The following is a 17,881-nucleotide window of genomic DNA, read 5'->3' as shown; positions in this document are numbered from 1 at the left end:
GCGCTTTCTTCAGTTCGCCCTCCGAGATGCCTTGCCGGCCTTGACAGCCGGCAAGGCCCGGAAGGCGGTGTTCAATGCAAGAGGCGCCTCATGCTGGTCTTCATCGCCAAACGCTTGCTGTGGATGATTCCATCGCTTTTTGCCGTCAGCTTCCTTGCTTTCGTGCTGATCCAGCTGCCGCCGGGCGATTATGTCACCACCTATATCGCGACGCTGGCGGCCTCCAACGAGATCGTTGATCAGAACACCGCGGCGCAATTGCGCGAGCGTTTCGGCCTCGGTGATCCAATGCTCGTCCAATATTTCAAATGGATCTGGGGCATCCTCTCGCGTGGCGATTTCGGTATTTCCTTCGAGTGGCAGCAGCCCGTCTCCGACCTGATCTGGGAGCGCATGGCGCTGACCCTCGTTCTGGCTCTGTCGACATTGATCGCCACCTGGGCGATCGCACTGCCGATCGGCGTCTATTCGGCCGTGCGAAAATATTCGATCGGCGACTATTTCTTCACAGCCTTCACCTTCTTCGGCCTTGCCGTTCCGTCCTTCCTGCTGGCGCTGGTGCTGATGTATGTCGCGGCGGTCGAATTCGGACAGGATGTCGGAGGGCTGTTTTCGCCGGAATACGAGAACGCATCCTGGAGCTTCGCCAAGATGGTCGATCTCTTCTCGCATCTCTGGCTTCCGGTCATCATTCTTGCCGTTTCTTCGACGGCGAGCCTCATCCGCGTCATGCGCGCGAACATGCTCGACGAACTGCCGAAGCCTTACGTGACCACGGCACGGGCAAAAGGGCTGTCGGAATTCCGGCTGCTGATGAAATATCCGTTGATGATCGCGCTTAATCCGTTCATCTCGACGATTGCCTGGCTGCTGCCCAACCTCATCTCCGGCTCGGTCGTCGTCGCCATCGTCCTCAATCTGCCGACGGCTGCCCCCCTGCTGCTGCAAGCGCTGATGGCCCAGGACATGTATCTGGCGGGTGCCTTCGTTCTGCTGATCTGCGCGCTGACGCTGATAGGCTCTCTGATCAGCGATATCCTGCTTGCGCTGGTCGATCCCCGCATCCGGTTGGAATAGGAGCCTCCCATGGCTGACATTGCCGTTACAAATATTCAGCCGGATCGCGCCGCGGTCGCATCGCAATGGCAGCTCATCTGGTGGGCTTTCCGCCGGCACCGGCTGGCCATGGTGGCGCTCGTCGTCACCGTGATGATGTATATCGTTGCCCTGGTTCCCGGCTTCTTCGCCATCAACGATCCGTATCTGCAAAATGCGCGGGCGACCTTTCACCCGCCGCAGAGATTGCACCTGATCGATACGCAGAACGGCTTCTCCTTCGGCCCGCATTATTATCCGATGAAGCTGACCCGCGATCCGGAAACGCTGGCCGCCATCTTCAAGGAAGACACGACGAAGCGTGTCGACGTCCAGTTCTTCGGACGTGGCTATGAATATTCGGTGTTTGGCCTCTTCAATACCAACATCCATCTGATCGCTTCGCCCGACAAGACGACGCCGCTGCTTCTCTTCGGCGCCGACCGGCTTGGACGCGATGTCTTCAGCCGAACGATACAGGGTTCGCAGATTTCGTTGTCGATCGGCCTTGTCGGCGTCTTTCTGTCGTTGATGCTCGGCATCGTGATTGGCGGCATCTCGGGATATTACGGCGGCCGCATCGATTTCTTCATGCAGCGCGTGATCGATTTCGTGCTGTCACTGCCGACGATCCCGATCTGGCTCGCCATGGCCGCGGCGCTGCCTCAGGACTGGCCGGCGACGCTGCAATATATGATGATTACGATCATCCTGTCGCTGACCGGCTGGGCGCAGCTCGCCCGCGTCGTCCGCGGCCGTTTCCTGTCCCTGCGCACCGAGGAATTCGTCGCCGCCGCCAGGCTGGACGGCGTTCGCGAAGGACGCATCATCTTTCGCCATATGCTGCCGAGCTTTGCCAGCCACATCATCGCGTCGATCACGCTCGCGGTGCCGGCGATGATCCTTGCCGAAACCTCTCTCTCCTTCTTGGGGCTCGGGCTGCAGCCGCCGACCATCTCCTGGGGCGTGCTGCTGCGCGAGGCCCAGAACATTCGCTCGATCGCCACCGCACCTTGGCTTTTCATGCCGGGCTGCGCCGTCGTGGTTGCCGTGATGGCGCTCAACCTTCTCGGCGACGGCCTGCGCGATGCAGCCGATCCCTACAACAAATGAGGCCGGCATGACCGATATCGTTCCCATTGCCGGCAGGCCGTTGCTCCAGGTGAAAAACCTGACCGTCGAATTCCCTCTGCGCACCGGCGTCTTTCGCGCCGTCAGCGATCTGTCTTTCTCGATCGAACCGGGCAAGACGCTCTGTGTCGTCGGAGAAAGCGGATCCGGCAAGTCGGTGACGGCGCGTTCGATCCTGCAGATCGTCGACGCGCCCGGCCGCATTGCGGCCGGATCGATCATATTGAACGATCAGAACGGCGGCTCGACCAATCTGACCAGCCTCAATCCGCGCGGGCGCCAGATCCGGGCGATCCGCGGCCGCGACATCGCGATGATCTTCCAAGAGCCGATGTCGTCGCTGTCGCCGATCCACACGGTCGGCAACCAGATCGTCGAGGCGCTTCGCCTGCACACCAGGATGAGCAAGGCAGAGGCGCGGGCTGAAGCCATATCGCTGCTCAAGCAGGTCGAAATTCCCTCACCGGAGAAAGCCCTGGATCGATATGCCTTCCAATATTCCGGCGGCATGCGCCAGCGGGCGATGATCGCCATGGCGCTCGCCTGCAAACCGCAGCTGCTGATCGCCGACGAGCCGACCACGGCCCTCGACGTGACGACACAGGCCGAGATTCTCGACCTGATCGCCCGGCTGCAGAAGGCCAACGGAATGGCCGTTCTGTTCATCACCCATGACATGGGCGTCGTGGCGCAGATCGCCGACGACGTGCTGGTGATGCACAACGGCGTCGCCAAGGAATATGCACCGGTCGAGCAGATCTTTCATTCCCCGCAAGACGATTATACCCGCATGCTCATCGGCTCGGTGCTGAAGTTGGAGCAGAAGGCCGAAATCCGTCTGGCGCGCGCGCCGCTCGACAGGACTGCAGCACCGATCCTCGAACTCCGCAATGTCTCGATGGATTTCGGTGAAGTCAAAGCGCTCGACGATGTCTCCATTTCGCTTCTGCCGGGCGAAACGCTCGGCATCGTCGGCGAGAGCGGATCCGGCAAGACGACGATGGGCCGCTCGATCATGCGGCTGATTGATCCGACTGCCGGCGAAATCCTTTACCGCCGCGCCGACGGCAACATCATCGATCTGGCAACGGCGAAAGGTCAGACGCTGGCCGCCGCACGGCGGGAATTGCGAATGGTGTTCCAGGATCCTTTCGGCTCCCTCAACCCACGCATGACCGTCTCCCAGATCATCGGCGAGCCGCTGCTCGTCAACGGCGTCGCCAAGGGGCGGGCGCTGGACGAGCGGGTTTGCCATCTCATGGAGCAGGTGGGCCTCGATCCGAGGGCGCGTGAACGCTACCCGCACGCATTCTCCGGCGGTCAGCGCCAGCGGATCGGCATTGCCCGCGCCATCACGCTCAATCCGCGCGTCATCGTTGCCGACGAGGCAACCTCGGCGCTCGACGTCTCGGTGCGCTCGCAGGTGCTTGACCTACTCATGCGCCTGCAGGACGAACTCGGCCTCGCCTATATCTTCATCAGCCACGACATCGGCGTCATCCGCTACATGTGCGACCGTGTCGGCGTCATGTACAAAGGCCAGTTGGTCGAAATCGGCGAGGCGGAACAGGTCTGCCGCACCCCCGAGCACGCCTACACGCAGGCGCTGATATCGGCGATCCCACGTCCCGATCCGCGCGACCGCGATCATTCCAGGCGTTTCCGCTACGTCGCGCCAGATATTCTGAAGCCAGACAATCTGAAGCCAAATAATCTGAAGAATGGAAGTTCTCAGAGATGAAAATTACCGGAATCCGCACCTTTCTCATGCATGTCGGTCAGCCTGACCCCGAGAATTGGGCTGCCGACCAACTCTCGGGTGCCGGCACCTCCAAGCAGTTCGGCGGCACCAGAAACTGGCTGTTTCTGAAGATCGATACCGACGAGGGCATCACCGGCATCGGTGAATGCTCGGGCTGGCCCCGGGTCGTCGAGACGGCGATCCATGATCTCGCGCCACTGCTGATCGGTGAAGATCCGGCCCATATCGAACGGCTGTGGCAGAAGATGCATATCGCCATGATGGGCCATGGCATGCTGGGGACTGTCGGGGGCGGTGCGATGACCGGCATCGACATGGCGCTCTGGGACATCAAGGGCAAGGCGCTCGGCGTGCCGGTCTGGATGCTGCTCGGCGGTAAGGTGCGCGACCGGATCCCGATCTATTCGCACGCGAATACGCCGGAGCGCGCGCTTGCCCTTAAGGAACGCGGCATAAAGGCGATCAAGTGCGGTGGTGTCGCAGATCCCGTTCGCAAGGTCGCAGCACTTCGCGATGCCGTCGGCGACGACATGGATATAGCCATCGATCTGCATGGGCCGCCATGGCTGACGCCTGCCGATGCATGCCGGCTGGTGCGGGCGCTCGAACCCTATGAATTGATGTGGGTGGAAGATCCAATCGCGCCGGAGAATATTGACGGCTACCGGCGGATCCGCGACGCAGCGCATATGCCGCTTGCGGCCGGTGAGCGCTCGGCAACCATTTTCGGCGAGCGCGAGCTGATCGAGAAGGAACTGGTCGACGTGATCCAGCCGGATACCGGCCGGGCCGGCGGCATCACCCAGATGAAGAAGATCGCCGCCATGGCCGAAGCCCATCATATCCAGATGGCGCCGCATTCGGGTTCACTCGGGCCGGTGGCGGAATATGCGGCCTTGCATCTGCTGGCCGCCATCCCGAACGGCCTCATCCTCGAGCGCCTCGACGACGACTGGGACGGCCGCTGCCAGACGATCGTGCCGCATCCGCAACAGGTTGACGGCTTGATCGCCGTCCCCGATGGCCCGGGTCTTGGCTGCGATATCGACGAGGCTTTCGTCGCGCGCTTTCCGAGCAGCGGCAATGTCTCGGTGCCGCAGGCCGCCGGCGCCTACAATCCCGGAACCAGCAACGAACATGTCTACGTGCAGACGCGCGTGGCGCGCCGCAGCTATTTCAATCGCTAGAAGGACAGAATGATGAAGATCGACCGCATGCGGGTTTTCATGACCCGCGACAAGGACCGTCCGCGCGTGATCGTCGCGCTCGATACCGATGACGGGCTGACGGGCTGGGGCGAGTGCTACAATCACGGCCCCGACAAGGCGCTGCCGCCGCTGCTCGAATACCTCTACGGATTTATATCAGGCCAGGACCCGACACGCGTCGAGTATCTGGTCAATCTGCTGATCCAGCAAAGCCGGTTCCCGCCGGGCGCGCTCGGCCTTGCGGCAATCTCCGCGCTCGACCATTGCCTGTGGGATCTCGCGGCCAAGGCGGCGAACGTCCCGGTCTACAAGCTGCTCGGCGGCGAAGTGCGTGACCGCATCAAGGTCTATGCCGGGGTCTATACCGCTCCCGATGCGCCGGCGGCCCGCGACGAATTCGATCGCCTGAAGGAGGGTTGGGGGTTCACCGCCTTCAAGCTCAGCCCCTGGCGGATCGACATGCATTCCAACCGCTGGGGCAATGTCGTCAAAGCCTCGGCGGATTATTTCCGTTCGCTGCGCGAAACGGTCAACGACGAATACGAGATCGCTTTCGACGCCCATGCCAAGATTTTCGAGCCGGTCGCAGCGCGTCAGCTCGGCAATGCGCTTGCCCCCTACGACCCGCTGTTTTTCGAGGAGCCGCTGCGGCCCGAGAATATCGAGGCCTGGGGCGACCTGAAACAGGGCCTCAACTGCACGCTGGCAACAGGCGAGTCGCTCTACAACAGAAACGAGTTCCTGCGGCTGCTGCAGGTCAAGGGCGCCGACCTGATCCAGCCGGATATCTGTGTCGTCGGCGGCATCAGCGAAATGCGCCGCATTGCCACCCTTGCCGAGGCCTTCTTCGTCGGCGTCGCACCGCACAATCCGATGGGTCCGCTTGCGACGGCCGTCAACGTTCATTTTTCGGCTGCGGCGCAGAATTTTCGCATCCTCGAATACCGGCTGCCGAAGGGGCAAGCCTATGTCTATGGCGGCAACGATATCGAGAAGCGGGAAGGGGAAACCCGTTACGTCGTCGATCCCTACCTGCCGAAGGACGGCTATCTCGAGCTGCGCCCGGATCGGCCCGGCTGGGGCGTCGAAATGGACGAGAAGGCGATGGAGGAGGAAGGTTATATCCACTGGCAGCGGCGCGTGCCGAAGCGGCCGGACGGCTCTTACGCCTTCGCTTAAAGACTCGAAAACCGGGAACTGGCCGCTGCAATATGGGAGCGGCCGGATCCCAGTGCCGTCTAGGCGTCTTTCGGCAGCACCGAGCGAACTCTGGCGATGAAAACATGGAAGTCCTGCATGAACTTGCGAAGGAATTCGGCGGTGGTTTCGTTCGTGACCTCGCCGTCATCGGTGATCAGCCCAGGTGTGAACTGGATGTAGGCTTCCGGGGCATTCATCTGGGGAGAATTGCAGAAACTAAGCACGCTGCGTAAATTCTGCTGGGCGACTGCCGTGCCGATCGCGCCCGGCGACGTGCCGATCACCGCTGACGGCTTACGCGTAAACGAGTTGGTGCCGTAGGGGCGGCTCGCCCAGTCGATGGCGTTTTTCAGCCCGCCGGGTATGGATCGATTGTATTCGGGCGTGACGAACAGGACGGCGTCGACGGCCGCGATCGCCGCCTTGAATGCCTTGCCGGCCGGAGGGTAGTCGGCGTCATAGTCGTAGCTGTAGAGCGGCAGGTCCTTGAACGATATCTCCGACATCTCAAGTTCCGGCGGGGCGAACCGCACCAACGCTTTGGCGAGCTTGCGATTGATCGAGCCCTTTGCGAGGCTGCCGATGAGATAGCCTACTTTATGCGTGGTCATGGCGTTCTCCAGTATCGCGCATGATAAAGGACGTATCCTGCGCAGGAAGCATGGAAGGGGTCTCTCGTCCTTGAGCGCAAGCTAGCTAGTCGCCGACGAAAGTGACCGTCTCGGCGAGCGGCGCGCGGCCCGTACGGGCAAATCTTACCACAGGATCCTCGTAGCCGATCGACATTCCGCAGAAGAGGATGAGCCCGTCCGGGGGTGACAGGGCCTCCGCGACCGTCTCGCGAACCTGCGACCACGCCATCTGCGGGCAACTGTGCAGTCCTTCGGCGCGGAGCAGCAGCATGACGGTCTGCAGATACATGCCGACGTCGGCCCATTGGGGTGGGCCGAGGTCACGATCGATGTAGCAGAACAGGGCGGCTGGCGCGCCGAAGCAGTTCCAGTTGGCGATCGCTGCCCGCTGGCGCGCCTCCCAGTCTTCGCGTGCAATGCCGAGCGCGCTGTAGCGCTCCTTGCCGAAGGCGGACCGGCGCTCCCCGTAAGGGGACTTCAGCGCCTGCGGATACATCTCGTACTGCCTCTTGTCCCAGGGGTCACCGTGGGCCACGCGCTCGACGGCTGTTGTCTTGAGCTCGGCCAGCGCCGCGCCGATCATCACGTAGGTGTTCCAAGGCTGGATGTTCGATCCTGACGGCGACCAGGCCGCGGCCGACAGCACCCGCTCGAGTATCTCTTTCGACACAGGCCTGTCTTTGAATCCGCGCACCGACCGTCGGCTTGTGACTGCCTCATATACGTCCATGATCGCTTCCTCACCGTTTCGTTGCTGATGGGTTGATTATCTCCATTCGCAACGAAGGCGTAATCATACCGCGGTCTAGGAGACGTACATCAAAGGTCCATCGGGGATCGACGCGTCCGAGGGGGCATGTCGGTAAACCGCTGCAGGTCTCAGCTCGGCGCTTACGCTGAAGCCGCCATCATCCCACGCGAAACCGCGTTCATGTCGGCAGAGCGCGGATCCGGATTGCCTGAAGATCATGCTCAGCAGAATTGAAGCTCAATCTCGGGTGTCAAAAGCAACGCTTCGTCATTTTGTCTGGTGCCCGGCCCGGACGTGTTCTGCTGGGGAGCGACGGTGCGATCCGAAGATGTCGGCGAGCGTATCGAGCATCGTCTTGGCCGCACCGGATTGAAGGGAATAAAAGATCGTCTGGGCAGCCCTTCGCGTCTGCACGAGCCCCTGTTCTCGAAGAATTGCCAGATGCTGGGAAGTCGAAGATTGGCTCAATCCCACCTCATCGGCCAGCACGGTCACCGACACTTCCCCCTCGGTCAACAGATGCAGAATGTGAAGCCGTTTGGCGTTCCCCATGGCCGACAAGAAGCTTGCTTCGCTGTCGAAGGCGCTGGTTTCAGGGGAAGGCGCGGCTGGCGATCGATTGTTCAGGCGTGATCTCCTTTATGAAATCCAAGCCGGGCATGAGGTCATATCCCCGAGCTTTAATTTAGAGATAACGCATGCGGGTCACGGCGAAACCCATTGCCGGCGCCGCGCCGTCTTTTTCAACGCAAATTGGATACGGCGCGCATCAAATGGACAGGCAATTGATGTTCGAGGCCGGCATTCTTGGTCTTGGAACGCGGCCCGGCAAGAAAATTAGCGCGAGCCGGCCTGCCGCATTTGCGCCGGCAGCGTCTCCCAGGCCCGGATCAGTTCGCCGATCGAACCGGCCTCCATCTTGTGCATGACGTTGCTGCGATGAAGTTTGACCGTCACTTCGCTGATGCCGAGGTCGAAGGCGATTTGTTTGTTGAGGCGTCCGCGCGCCACTTCATGCAGAACTTCGCGCTCGCGCTGCGTCAGCGTCTCCAGGCGTTTGACATTGCGTTTGGCGATTGCGGCTTCGGCCCGTCGTTCGGTATCCATCGCAATGGCCGCAGTGATGGCGTCGAGCAGCGTCTGGTCCCGCACCGGCTTGGTGAGAAAATCCACCGCGCCGGCCTTCATCGCCTGGACGGTCATCGGGATATCGCCATGGCCGGTCAGAAAAATGATCGGCTTGGAAATGCCGTTTTCGGCCAGATGGCTCTGCAGGTGAAGGCCGCTTGCTCCGGGCATACGCACATCGAGGATCAGACAGCCGGGGTTTTCCAAGAGATCGGCATCAAGCAATTCGCGGGTCGAGGCAAAACTGATCGATTGAAAACCCGCCGACAGGATAAGCTCCGACAGCGCCTCGCGAACCGATGCGTCGTCATCGACGATAATGACGAGCGGCTGATCTTCTTCATATCTGCCCTGCAGTGATAACGGCGCCGATCTCCGCAGCAACGGCTGGTCAACTCTCATGTTACCCTCCATCTCTCGAGTGGTGTAAAGCATTGGCGATAGCCGCCAGCAGGGCCTGGGCATCGAAGGGCTTGCGGAAGAAACCTCCGCCTCCCTGGGCGCGGCCCTGATCCGCGATCTCGTGGCGGCCCGTGATCAGGAACACCGGCAACTCGGGACGTGATTTTCTCACCAGGTCACGAAGCTCGAAGCCGTCGATGCCGGGCATTCCGATATCGGTGATGAGCACATCAAGGTCCGACAGCCCGCTGACGAGCAGCGAGCCCGCCGACGGGAAGCCGCGGGCCACATAACCCGCCGATTCCAGAAGGTCGCCCATCGATTCAAGCAGTCTTGGATCGTCATCGACAATTGCGACGACATGTCTTGTTTCGTTCATGTTCAATTCCCCCCCACCCGGCGCGAGTGGGTAATCGGTATTTCCAGTTTCTCCGCGATCCGCACGAGATCGGCGAGCGACGCCGCCGCCATTTTCTGCATCACGTTTCTTCTATGGATCTGCAGTGTGACTTCGCTGATCCCGAGTTCGGCTGCCGCCTGCTTGTTGAGAAGACCGCTGACAACGAGCGGCAGCACTTCGCGCTCGCGCGGCGTCAGGTCGAGATAATGTCGTCTGAGCATGTCGAGCTCGGCGCGTCCCGATCGCTTTTCCCGATCCTCGGCGAGTGCCGCATGGATTGCCGCCAGGAGATCCGCGTCACTGAACGGTTTTGTGAGGAAATCGACGGCGCCGCTTTTGATCGCTCGCACGGAGGAGGGGATGTCGCCATGCCCGGTAATGAAGACGATCGGCGGGTGATCCCCGTCGGCGATTTGCCTCTGCAGGTCGAGGCCGTTGATGTCGGGCAGTTCGATATCGAGGATGAGGCAGGCGGGTAGATCCGGCTTGTCCGCTTTCACGTAGTCGCCGGCCGATTCGAAGGCGATGGCGCGCATGCCGTGCGCGTCCAGCAGCTCGCCGAGCGCTTCGCGGATGCGTTCATCGTCATCGACGATGAAGACAATATGGTCGTCCGCCGTCATGACGCCGCCTTTGTTTCAATGGGCAATGTGAAGATCAACGTCGCTCCGTGCGGATTGTTCTTCTCTGCCCATAAACGTCCGCCGTGCAGCTCGACGATCGAGCGGCAGATCGCCAGACCCATGCCCATGCCGTTTTCCTTGGTCGTGAAGAACGGCTCGAACATCTTCTCGGGAAATTCGATACCTCCGCCGCGATCGCTGATTTCGGTCTGAACCGCATTGCCCATATGGCGCACGCGCATCCCGATCACCCTGTCACCGGCGACGGCGTCCATCGCCTCGATCCCGTTGCGGACGAGATTGATCAGAACCTGCTGGATCTGGATGCGATCGATGGCGATGAACGGGAGGTTTCCATCGACCTCCACATCCATCCTGGCGCGCCGCCGCGCCGCTTCGTCGGCCATGAGGTTGCGCGCTTCATCGATGACGCTTGAGAGCGTCGTGTAAGCCCGCCTGTCTGCGGATTGTTTGAACAGGGCGCGGATGCGGCTGACGACGTCTGCGGCCGAGTTGGCGTCGCGGACAATGCGTTCGACCGTCCTCTGCGCCCGCTCCATGTTCGGGGGCTCGGCCATGAGCCAGCGCTGGCAAGCATGCGAGTTGGCGACGACGGCTGCGAGCGGCTGATTCACCTCATGGGCTATGGAGGCCGAGAGTTCGGCGAGGCTCGCCACCTGGCTCGCCCGCGCAAGGCCTTCCCGTGCCTGACGCAGATCTTCCTCCGCCCGAACCTCTCCGTCGATATCAAGGCAGATGACATTCCACTGGACGATCACGCCGTCTGCATTGCGCATCGGCGCGGCGCGCGTTTCGACCCAACGATATTCTCCATCGAACCGGCGCAGACGGTGCCGTCGCGCATAGGGTTCGCCGGTGTGCAACGAATGGGCATAATCCTCTTTGACACTCGCCACGTCGTCGGGATGGACGCCGGCATCGAGTGTGCCGTCCAGCCGGGTTTTCCCCGTTCCATCAAGCTCTTCGAGCTTATATCCGAGGAAATCGCGGAGCTGAGGGTTGCGGTATACCGGTTCTCCATCGGGCGCCGCGCAATCGATCATTGCCGGCAGCGTTTCGACGATCTGCCAAAGTGAGCGTTCTCTCTCGCGCAACTCCTCCTCAATACGCAATTGGTCGTCGATGTCATGGGTGAGGCCGTACCACTGGATGATTTGCCCGCTCTCGTCCCTGAGCGGCTCGGCGCTGCCTTTGACCCAGCGGTAGACGCCATCAGCGCGCCGCAGGCGATACTGCTTTGAAAAGCGCTCGCCGGTGGCGAAGGAATGGTTGAGCGCTTCTGCAAGGCTCCCCGCATCGTCTGGATGGACGGCAGCTTCGATGAGCGCCGCCAGTCGGCTCATGCCCGGCTTTTCCATATGAGCGATGTTGAGACCCAGAAAATCGATCAGACGCTGGTTGAAGAAGGTCGGAGCGCCTTCCGGATCAAGCCGCCAGAGCAGGCTCGGAACCATGTTCACGAGTTGCGAAAGCTCCCGCTCCCGGTCGCGCAGCGCTTCCTGCACGCGCATCTCATCGTCGATGTCGACCGATATCACGTACCATTGGACGATCGCGCCATTTTGATCCCGCAGCGGCTCGGCGCGGCCGTCGACCCAGCGGTAGGCTCCATCGACACGGCGCATACGGTATTTTATCGAGAAGGGATCGCCGCTGACGAGGGAACGGTGAACCGTCTCAAGGAGTCTCGATGAATCGTCGGGGTGAACGAGGGTGTGAATAACCGACGAGAGGCGGCTCATGCCCGGCTTGTCCATATCCCCTACGTCGAGACCGAAAAAATCAATCAGGCGCTTGTTGAAGAAGACCGGCTCGCCTTGCGGCGTCAGGCGTCTAATCTGCGCCGGGACCATGTCGACGAGCTGAGAGAGTTCGCGCTCGCGATCCCGCAATGCCTCCAAGGCGCGCACCTCTTCGTCGATGTCGAGAGAAACGCCGTACCATTGCACGACCGTTCCGGCGTCATCGCGCCGAGGTTCCACCCGGCATTCCGCCCAGCGGTAGGCGCCGTCCTTTTCGCGCCAGCGAAATCGCATCGCGCTGCCGCCGCCGCTTTCGAAACAATTCTGCAGCGTGCGCTGAACGTCAGGCGCGTCTTCTGGATGGATCAGCTGCTGCAGCAGCTCTTCGATGCGCGGCTCGCCGAGCGCGTCGAAATTGGCGATGACGGCCCGGAAATGGTCCTGATAGCGCTTGTTGAAATAAACCGACCCGCTCGTCGGCTCGACGCTCCAGACGCGAACCGGGACCGCGTCGATCATCTGCTGCAGCGCTCGCTCGCTTAGGCGCACCGCCTCTTCGGCACGGACCTGATCGTCGATGTCGTGGCAAAGACCGTACCACTGGACGATGTTTCCCGTCTGATCCCGCATCGGCTCGGCGCGGCTCGACATCCAGTGATAGGCGCCGTCGGCGCGGCGCAGCCGATACCGCATGGCGAAGTTCTCGCCGGTGGCGAGGCAATGGTTGAGCGCTTCCCCGAAGCCCATCGCATCATCGGGATGAATGATGGCCTCGACGACTGATTGCAGCCGGCTCATGCCTGGCCTGTCCGAATCCGCGACATCGAGACCGAGAAAATCGACCATCCGTCTGTTGAAGAAGGTCGGTTCGCCCTCAGGTGTCAGGCGCCAGACGTGGCTCGGCACCAAGTCGACGAGCTGCGAGAGCTCCTGCTCCCGCTCGCGCAATGTCTCCACGCTTTGCCGCAATGTGCTGACGGCCAGCTGGTGTTGCCTGGATATGGCGGCGACGATCAACGCCGAAAATGCCGAGATGGCCAGAAAAAGCTGCAGCATGATCTGCTTGTGTTTCTGGGATTCGTGATCGCCGACAAATTCGCTGGTCCCGGTTGCCGTGAAGACGGCGGTGATCAGAGCAAGGAGAACGAGCGATATGGCCGCGCCCTTGAACTCGAAGCGGACCGCGGCCCAGAGAAGAGGCGGCATGATGATGTAGGCGAAGGGAAGGTAGCCACTCAGCGAAAGAGCCGCGACACCGAGGAAAATCAGTCCAAGGACGCCAGCTTCCAGCCATTGTGCCACCGAAAGCCGGGTCTTGCCGCGCCAGTTGTGGAAGACGGCGAGCGCCAGCGGCGCGACGATCAGGACGCCGGTTGCATCACCGATCCACCAAAGGGGCCAGGCCGTCACGAAGGATTGCGATTGTATTCCAAACCACGCGAGCGTTGCACTTCCCACCGTCGCGCTGACGATGGGCGCAACTCCGGCCCCCAGGACGACGAATGCAAGAACTTCCTGCAAGGTTTCCAGCTGTGCCGGCCGCTTCAAGACCCGATTGACCAGCCATGCCGCGACGACCGCTTCAAGAGCATTGCCGACATAGATCAGAAAGGCCGCAGGCAGCGGACTGTGGAACCAGATGGCATTGCTGAGCAGCTCTGCCAGGCAGCCTCCCAATATCCACCATAGCCAGCTGCGCCTGGGGGCGAGGATGAGCGTGGCGATGAAAAGTCCGCCCGGAGGCCAGATGGAAATGCCCGTTCCCGGCACGATTGCCAGCGACTGGGCGAAGCCGCAGCCGAGCACATAGGCGGCGATGAAGAGCCCCAGATACAGGGCGCGGGGGCGGTGCGACCAAACGCTCATCATCAACCACTCCTGTCGGGCAGGCAAAACGCGGGGATCGTCAGCATTCGGTGCAGCACTTGTTCTTGATGTCGGGGCCGGCGAGCTCATGCTCGAACCGTAATCCCGTCACCTCACAGCCGCAACTCATGGAAATCCATACATTGCGCGGAGAGGTAGTGTTGCGTCGACGCCGGATATTCAGCGCGAACGAGGAGTGAGGGCCGGTTCGGTTCCCGGTCGATTATTCTAAACCTTGGGTCTGTTCGGCTATACCTACGGCTAAGATGTTCACCCTCACGCATGATGGAAGGGTTTTGGCTTTCCGGTCAATGTCGACCCAAAAGATTGCAAGGATGGCTGACATGAAAATTACGGTGGTGGGAGCAAGCGGTCTCATCGGGACGCAACTCTCGGAGCGCCTGCGCCGGTCAGGCCACGAGGTCACGGCCGCCTCCTTGTCGGTTGGCGTCGACACCGCTACCGGCAAGGGCCTCGACGCGGCCGTGGCGGAAACCGATATCATCGTTGATGTGACCAACGCCGCATCATTTGGTGACAGCGCTGCATTGGATTTTTTCAAGGCTTCGACGAAGAATTTGCTTGCCACCGCCGCTGAAGCCGGCGTCGGGCATTATCTCGCCCTCTCCGTCGTCGGCACGCCGCTGCTGGTGGAAAGCGACTATTTTCGCGCGAAAATGGTGCAGGAGAATCTTATCCGCGCGTCAAATCGCCCCTATACGATCCTCCGCTCTACGCAGTTTTACGAGTTCATCAGCGGATTGATCGATATCGGCGCGCAAGACGATGTCTTTCGACTGCCGCCGGCCTTGATGAGGCCGGTCTCAGCCGGGGACGTCGCCGCCTTCCTGGCCGAATTGACCGTCGCAACGCCTTTGGGCGGTGTCGTCGAAATCGGCGGCCCGGAACAGTTCGGTGTCGACGAGGTCGCACGGATCTATCTCGCTGCAAACGAAGACCAGCGGCAGGTGATAACGGATCCGTCCACGTCGTATTTCGGGGTCGAATTGACCGGCGACGCACTGCTTCCGGGCGCTGGCGCGCGGATAGCGTCCGAGAAGCTCTCCGAATGGCTATATCAATCGATGGCGGATTAGATCGTGTCGATCGGCATTTGTCGGCCGTTTCGCTCCTCAATCGGCTTTTCTCAGCCTTCTCGCATTGCCGGTTTGGGCATCGGACGAGGTCTTTGCGGAACACATGATTTATATCGAAGTTCTATCCCCGATTCACGCTGCAGCCGGCACGCCCGATGTTCATCGGTGGTTTGAAGCCTGCCTGCGAGATCGGAGACCGCGACGTGCCGGAAGTGTCGATAGATGATCGGGAGAAACGGAAGGCGCGGCGGGCGGAGCGGCGGCAGAAGCAGCGCGAGGCCAACGTCGAGCGTGCCGCCAAGATGCACGAAGCCAGGGTCGACGCCGGGGAACGAAGGGTAGCGATCTCTGACGGCCATGCCGAGGGGAGGGTCCACATCGGTTGCTCGGGCTGGTATTACTGGCATTGGCAGGGTTCCTTCTACCCCGCCGATCTTCCTCGAAAGCAATGGTTTTCGTTTTACGAGCGAGAGTTCGAGACGGTCGAGCTGAACGCGCCGTTCTATTCATGGCCAACAGTTGCCACGGTGAAAACCTGGCTTCGCCAGGTGACTGGCGATTTCGTCTATACGATCAAGGTGTGCGAGTTAATCACGCATATCAGGCGTTTCGAAGAGACCGACGATCTGATCAGAGATTTCGGTTATATCGCGGATATGCTCGACAAGCGGATGGGGTGTTTCCTTTTCCAGCTGCCGCCGAGTATCCGCTATTCGCCCGACACTCTGCAGCTCATCCTTCGCCAGCTCGATCCGCAGCGCCGGAACGTTGTCGAATTCCGCCACAAAACTTGGTGGAACGACGAGGTGTTCAAGCAGTTCGAGGCTGCCGGCGCGATCTTCTGCTCATGTAGCGGGCCGCGTCTTCCAGACGAGTTGGTGAAGACCGCTGACGATATTTACATTCGTTTCCATGGCACCACGCGATGGTACCGTCACGATTACAGCGAAGCCGAGCTGACGGTCTGGGCCGAGCGGATAAAGAGCAGCGGAGCGAAAACGGTCTGGACCTACTTCAACAATGACAGAGACGCTCACGCCATCAACAACGCCAAGATGCTGTCGCGACTTCTAGGCGAACGGTAATTCCATTGCTACCAACGTCAGTCTCCGTCAGACAGTTGCGCGGCTGACGCGGGATGTCGGCCGCTGTCACCACCTCTTGCCTCATGAATGATGGCACCCGCTCCCTGATATCAGCTGTGACGAAGGTTCAAGAAATCTTCATGAAAGCTCAGGGTTGAAATGGTGGAGCGCGGCTCCAAATCCCGTCGGCGGTCGTCGAAACTAGAGGGGATGGGCGTATGGGCAGCGCATATATCGATCGGCTTTGCCAGGTTAAATCAGCCTTGGCTTTGGTCGTTCTTTTCTGCCTTCTCTCCTCCCCCCGGGCATTGGCAGCGCCCGCCGATATTGGCGGCCTGACGGTGAGCTTGCCTGATCCCGCTTCCGGCTGGCGGAAAGCCGGCAACGGCAATCTCTTCATGCTGCAGAAGGATTTTCCGGAAACCGAGGACGACAAGCGCGGGAGCGCCCTGATCCAGATCACCAAGCCGCTTTCGGCTGCGCGCAACTCCCTTCCGGCCGGCATGAAGACTTTCGTCGCGACGCTGCCCGACATGGCCAAGGAAGATATTCTGATCAAACATTCCGGGATCACGATAAATGGTCACGACATCCGCGTGGAGGAACGCTGCTGCGTCCACCAGAAGAATGTCAGCATCAATCAGATCGTCGTCGGCATCGCCGGCAACAGGCGGCAAGCCTATCTGCAGCTTGTGCTCTTGAACCTCGACGGCGACAGAAGCCAAAGTGCCGAAACCGATTTCGAGGCGCTCGTGCGTTCGGTCAAGCTTGATCCTTCCGACAAGGATTTCGATCTCGTGCCGGCAGGCGGCGACGGCGGGCTCGACGGCGTCTTCACCCATCTCGATACGGGTGTCCGCCCGAACGTCTTCGGCGGCGTGGATTTCTATTCCGATAGCGAGATCACCATGTTCGATCCGAAGGGCCTGTTCAGCACGGAACTGCCGAAGGGCGGCCGGAGCATTGCCGAGCACTGCAGGGAAAACCCGACCGACTGCGGCCTTTACAAGCTCACCGGCGGCGGCTTCTTCTCGTCGGCTGGGTCGATCGAAATGCGCAGCGTCACCTCTGCCTATGGCACGATGGAGACCGAGACGAAGCCATTTTCGAAAAGGGGCGACGACTTGGTTATTGACGAGGATGACCATCATGCGGTGCCGCCGTTTGAGGATGGCGCGACGCTCGACGGCGAATGGGTTTCCACCTCTGCCTCGAGCGGCATGAGCGCGACCTCATCGGGATCGGTCGCTTCCAGCCATACGCTGACACTTCATCGAAACGGCACGTTCGAACGCACAGGCTGGTCCGGCGCCGCGATGACGAACGAAATCGGCGGATCACGATCGGGCGTCACCACATCGGGCAACCGGCCGGGCGCCAGCGGACGCTATACGCTTTCTGGTTATCGTCTCGACCTGACCGATGCGAGCGGTAAGACGGAAAGCATGAGCATATTCGAACCGGACAAAGGCTCCGACGGGCTCCTGGTGATCAACGGAAGCAACTATCTGAAAGAGGACGGACAATAGGTAGACAGAGCCTTTGGTCCCGCCGGCGGCGTCACAAAAAATTCAATAAAGTCATGTGCATAACGAGAGCGTCGCCCTTGCTCACGAGCACCTTGGGAAGGTGCGAATGACCCGCCGACTGGTCCCGGAAACTGCCAGATTTGCGCGCTCGTCTCACACGCCTCGACCCATCTTTGGTTAAGCATTTGTAAATCGGTCACGAATCGCGG

The 17,881-nt window shown here is 60.8% G+C and carries 16 protein-coding genes; 9 read left to right on the top strand and 7 right to left on the bottom strand.

Annotation, left to right across the window (positions count from 1 at the left end; translation table 11 throughout):
• Positions 1-90: 90 nt before the first annotated feature.
• The 5 genes from RLEG4DRAFT_RS62245 to RLEG4DRAFT_RS62225 are packed head-to-tail and all read left to right on the top strand — an operon-like array spanning position 91 to position 6,375.
• Positions 91-1,077, top strand: coding sequence for an ABC transporter permease (locus RLEG4DRAFT_RS62245; RefSeq protein WP_003576048.1), 987 nt, complete (start codon positions 91-93; stop codon positions 1,075-1,077).
• A 9-nt stretch (positions 1,078-1,086) separates the two neighbouring features.
• Positions 1,087-2,208 carry an ABC transporter permease gene (locus RLEG4DRAFT_RS62240; RefSeq protein WP_003576049.1) on the top strand — a complete coding sequence of 374 codons (1,122 nt, stop codon included), beginning with the start codon at positions 1,087-1,089 and terminating at the stop codon, positions 2,206-2,208.
• 7 nt (positions 2,209-2,215) lie between these two features.
• The gene (locus RLEG4DRAFT_RS62235; protein WP_003576051.1) at positions 2,216-3,967 is read left to right on the top strand and encodes an ABC transporter ATP-binding protein; all 1,752 of its coding nucleotides are present in this window, start codon (positions 2,216-2,218) and stop codon (positions 3,965-3,967) included.
• Positions 3,964-5,175 (top strand): mandelate racemase/muconate lactonizing enzyme family protein, encoded by a 1,212-nt coding sequence (locus RLEG4DRAFT_RS62230; RefSeq protein ID WP_003576053.1) that lies wholly within the window; start codon positions 3,964-3,966, stop codon positions 5,173-5,175. The genes RLEG4DRAFT_RS62235 and RLEG4DRAFT_RS62230 overlap by 4 nt, the downstream gene beginning before the upstream one ends.
• 12 nt (positions 5,176-5,187) lie before the next feature.
• The gene (locus RLEG4DRAFT_RS62225) at positions 5,188-6,375 is read left to right on the top strand and encodes a galactarate dehydratase (protein ID WP_003576055.1); all 1,188 of its coding nucleotides are present in this window, start codon (positions 5,188-5,190) and stop codon (positions 6,373-6,375) included.
• 59 nt (positions 6,376-6,434) lie between these two features.
• Here RLEG4DRAFT_RS62225 and RLEG4DRAFT_RS62220 read toward each other — a convergent pair whose 3' ends face one another.
• From RLEG4DRAFT_RS62220 to RLEG4DRAFT_RS62210, 3 genes are all read right to left on the bottom strand, one after another.
• Positions 6,435-7,007: an NADPH-dependent FMN reductase gene (locus RLEG4DRAFT_RS62220; RefSeq protein WP_003576057.1), complete on the bottom strand. Its 573-nt coding sequence runs from the start codon at positions 7,005-7,007 to the stop codon at positions 6,435-6,437.
• 85 nt (positions 7,008-7,092) lie between these two features.
• Positions 7,093-7,758: a nitroreductase gene (locus RLEG4DRAFT_RS62215; protein WP_003576059.1), complete on the bottom strand. Its 666-nt coding sequence runs from the start codon at positions 7,756-7,758 to the stop codon at positions 7,093-7,095.
• 288 nt (positions 7,759-8,046) lie between these two features.
• Positions 8,047-8,406, bottom strand: a complete 360-nt coding sequence (locus RLEG4DRAFT_RS62210) for an ArsR/SmtB family transcription factor (protein ID WP_003576060.1) — start codon at positions 8,404-8,406, stop codon at positions 8,047-8,049.
• Here RLEG4DRAFT_RS62210 and RLEG4DRAFT_RS62205 point away from each other — a divergent pair.
• Positions 8,330-8,620, top strand: coding sequence for a hypothetical protein (locus tag RLEG4DRAFT_RS62205; protein WP_125869618.1), 291 nt, complete (start codon positions 8,330-8,332; stop codon positions 8,618-8,620). The two genes, RLEG4DRAFT_RS62210 and RLEG4DRAFT_RS62205, sit on opposite strands and share 77 nt — an antisense overlap.
• On the opposite strand, the gene RLEG4DRAFT_RS62200 is transcribed toward RLEG4DRAFT_RS62205, so the two are convergent.
• Genes RLEG4DRAFT_RS62200 through RLEG4DRAFT_RS62185 form a run of 4 tightly spaced genes read right to left on the bottom strand, consistent with a single transcriptional unit; the run spans position 8,617 to position 13,964 of the window.
• On the bottom strand, positions 8,617-9,309 hold the full coding sequence (locus tag RLEG4DRAFT_RS62200; protein ID WP_003576061.1) for a response regulator transcription factor: 693 nt from the start codon (positions 9,307-9,309) through the stop codon (positions 8,617-8,619). The genes RLEG4DRAFT_RS62205 and RLEG4DRAFT_RS62200 overlap by 4 nt on opposite strands.
• A 1-nt stretch (position 9,310) precedes the next feature.
• On the bottom strand, positions 9,311-9,688 hold the full coding sequence (locus RLEG4DRAFT_RS62195) for a response regulator (RefSeq protein ID WP_003576062.1): 378 nt from the start codon (positions 9,686-9,688) through the stop codon (positions 9,311-9,313).
• 2 nt (positions 9,689-9,690) lie between these two features.
• Positions 9,691-10,332, bottom strand: coding sequence for a response regulator transcription factor (locus RLEG4DRAFT_RS62190; protein WP_003576064.1), 642 nt, complete (start codon positions 10,330-10,332; stop codon positions 9,691-9,693).
• The gene (locus RLEG4DRAFT_RS62185) at positions 10,329-13,964 is read right to left on the bottom strand and encodes a PAS domain-containing protein (RefSeq protein ID WP_003576066.1); all 3,636 of its coding nucleotides are present in this window, start codon (positions 13,962-13,964) and stop codon (positions 10,329-10,331) included. Before RLEG4DRAFT_RS62185 ends, RLEG4DRAFT_RS62190 begins: the two co-directional genes overlap by 4 nt.
• Before the next feature lie 341 nt (positions 13,965-14,305).
• Between RLEG4DRAFT_RS62185 and RLEG4DRAFT_RS62180 the strand changes: the two genes are divergently transcribed.
• The 3 genes from RLEG4DRAFT_RS62180 (at position 14,306) to RLEG4DRAFT_RS62170 (ending at position 17,672) form a co-directional block, all read left to right on the top strand.
• Complete coding sequence (locus tag RLEG4DRAFT_RS62180) at positions 14,306-15,058, top strand: SDR family oxidoreductase (protein ID WP_003576069.1); 753 nt, start codon at positions 14,306-14,308, stop codon at positions 15,056-15,058.
• Positions 15,059-15,213: 155 nt separating this feature from the next.
• The gene (locus tag RLEG4DRAFT_RS62175) at positions 15,214-16,143 is read left to right on the top strand and encodes a DUF72 domain-containing protein (protein ID WP_003576071.1); all 930 of its coding nucleotides are present in this window, start codon (positions 15,214-15,216) and stop codon (positions 16,141-16,143) included.
• A gap of 218 nt (positions 16,144-16,361) precedes the next feature.
• Positions 16,362-17,672 (top strand): hypothetical protein, encoded by a 1,311-nt coding sequence (locus tag RLEG4DRAFT_RS62170; protein ID WP_003576072.1) that lies wholly within the window; start codon positions 16,362-16,364, stop codon positions 17,670-17,672.
• The last annotated feature ends 209 nt before the right edge of the window (positions 17,673-17,881 follow it).

Source organism: Rhizobium leguminosarum bv. trifolii WSM2297 (assembly GCF_000271845.1).
Note: the sequence above shows the minus strand (reverse complement) of the source record. Positions and strands in the feature narration are given on the sequence as shown.

Coding starts and splice junctions, on each gene's coding strand:
- RLEG4DRAFT_RS62200 (WP_003576061.1), bottom strand. CDS start 9,309: ATGAGAGTTGACCAGCCGTTGCTGCGGAGATCGGCGCCGTTATCACTG.
- RLEG4DRAFT_RS62240 (WP_003576049.1), top strand. CDS start 1,087: ATGGCTGACATTGCCGTTACAAATATTCAGCCGGATCGCGCCGCGGTC.
- RLEG4DRAFT_RS62190 (WP_003576064.1), bottom strand. CDS start 10,332: ATGACGGCGGACGACCATATTGTCTTCATCGTCGATGACGATGAACGC.
- RLEG4DRAFT_RS62235 (WP_003576051.1), top strand. CDS start 2,216: ATGACCGATATCGTTCCCATTGCCGGCAGGCCGTTGCTCCAGGTGAAA.
- RLEG4DRAFT_RS62245 (WP_003576048.1), top strand. CDS start 91: ATGCTGGTCTTCATCGCCAAACGCTTGCTGTGGATGATTCCATCGCTT.
- RLEG4DRAFT_RS62230 (WP_003576053.1), top strand. CDS start 3,964: ATGAAAATTACCGGAATCCGCACCTTTCTCATGCATGTCGGTCAGCCT.
- RLEG4DRAFT_RS62215 (WP_003576059.1), bottom strand. CDS start 7,758: ATGGACGTATATGAGGCAGTCACAAGCCGACGGTCGGTGCGCGGATTC.
- RLEG4DRAFT_RS62175 (WP_003576071.1), top strand. CDS start 15,214: ATGTTCATCGGTGGTTTGAAGCCTGCCTGCGAGATCGGAGACCGCGAC.
- RLEG4DRAFT_RS62205 (WP_125869618.1), top strand. CDS start 8,330: ATGGCCGACAAGAAGCTTGCTTCGCTGTCGAAGGCGCTGGTTTCAGGG.
- RLEG4DRAFT_RS62180 (WP_003576069.1), top strand. CDS start 14,306: ATGAAAATTACGGTGGTGGGAGCAAGCGGTCTCATCGGGACGCAACTC.
- RLEG4DRAFT_RS62185 (WP_003576066.1), bottom strand. CDS start 13,964: ATGATGAGCGTTTGGTCGCACCGCCCCCGCGCCCTGTATCTGGGGCTC.
- RLEG4DRAFT_RS62225 (WP_003576055.1), top strand. CDS start 5,188: ATGAAGATCGACCGCATGCGGGTTTTCATGACCCGCGACAAGGACCGT.
- RLEG4DRAFT_RS62220 (WP_003576057.1), bottom strand. CDS start 7,007: ATGACCACGCATAAAGTAGGCTATCTCATCGGCAGCCTCGCAAAGGGC.
- RLEG4DRAFT_RS62170 (WP_003576072.1), top strand. CDS start 16,362: ATGGGCAGCGCATATATCGATCGGCTTTGCCAGGTTAAATCAGCCTTG.
- RLEG4DRAFT_RS62195 (WP_003576062.1), bottom strand. CDS start 9,688: ATGAACGAAACAAGACATGTCGTCGCAATTGTCGATGACGATCCAAGA.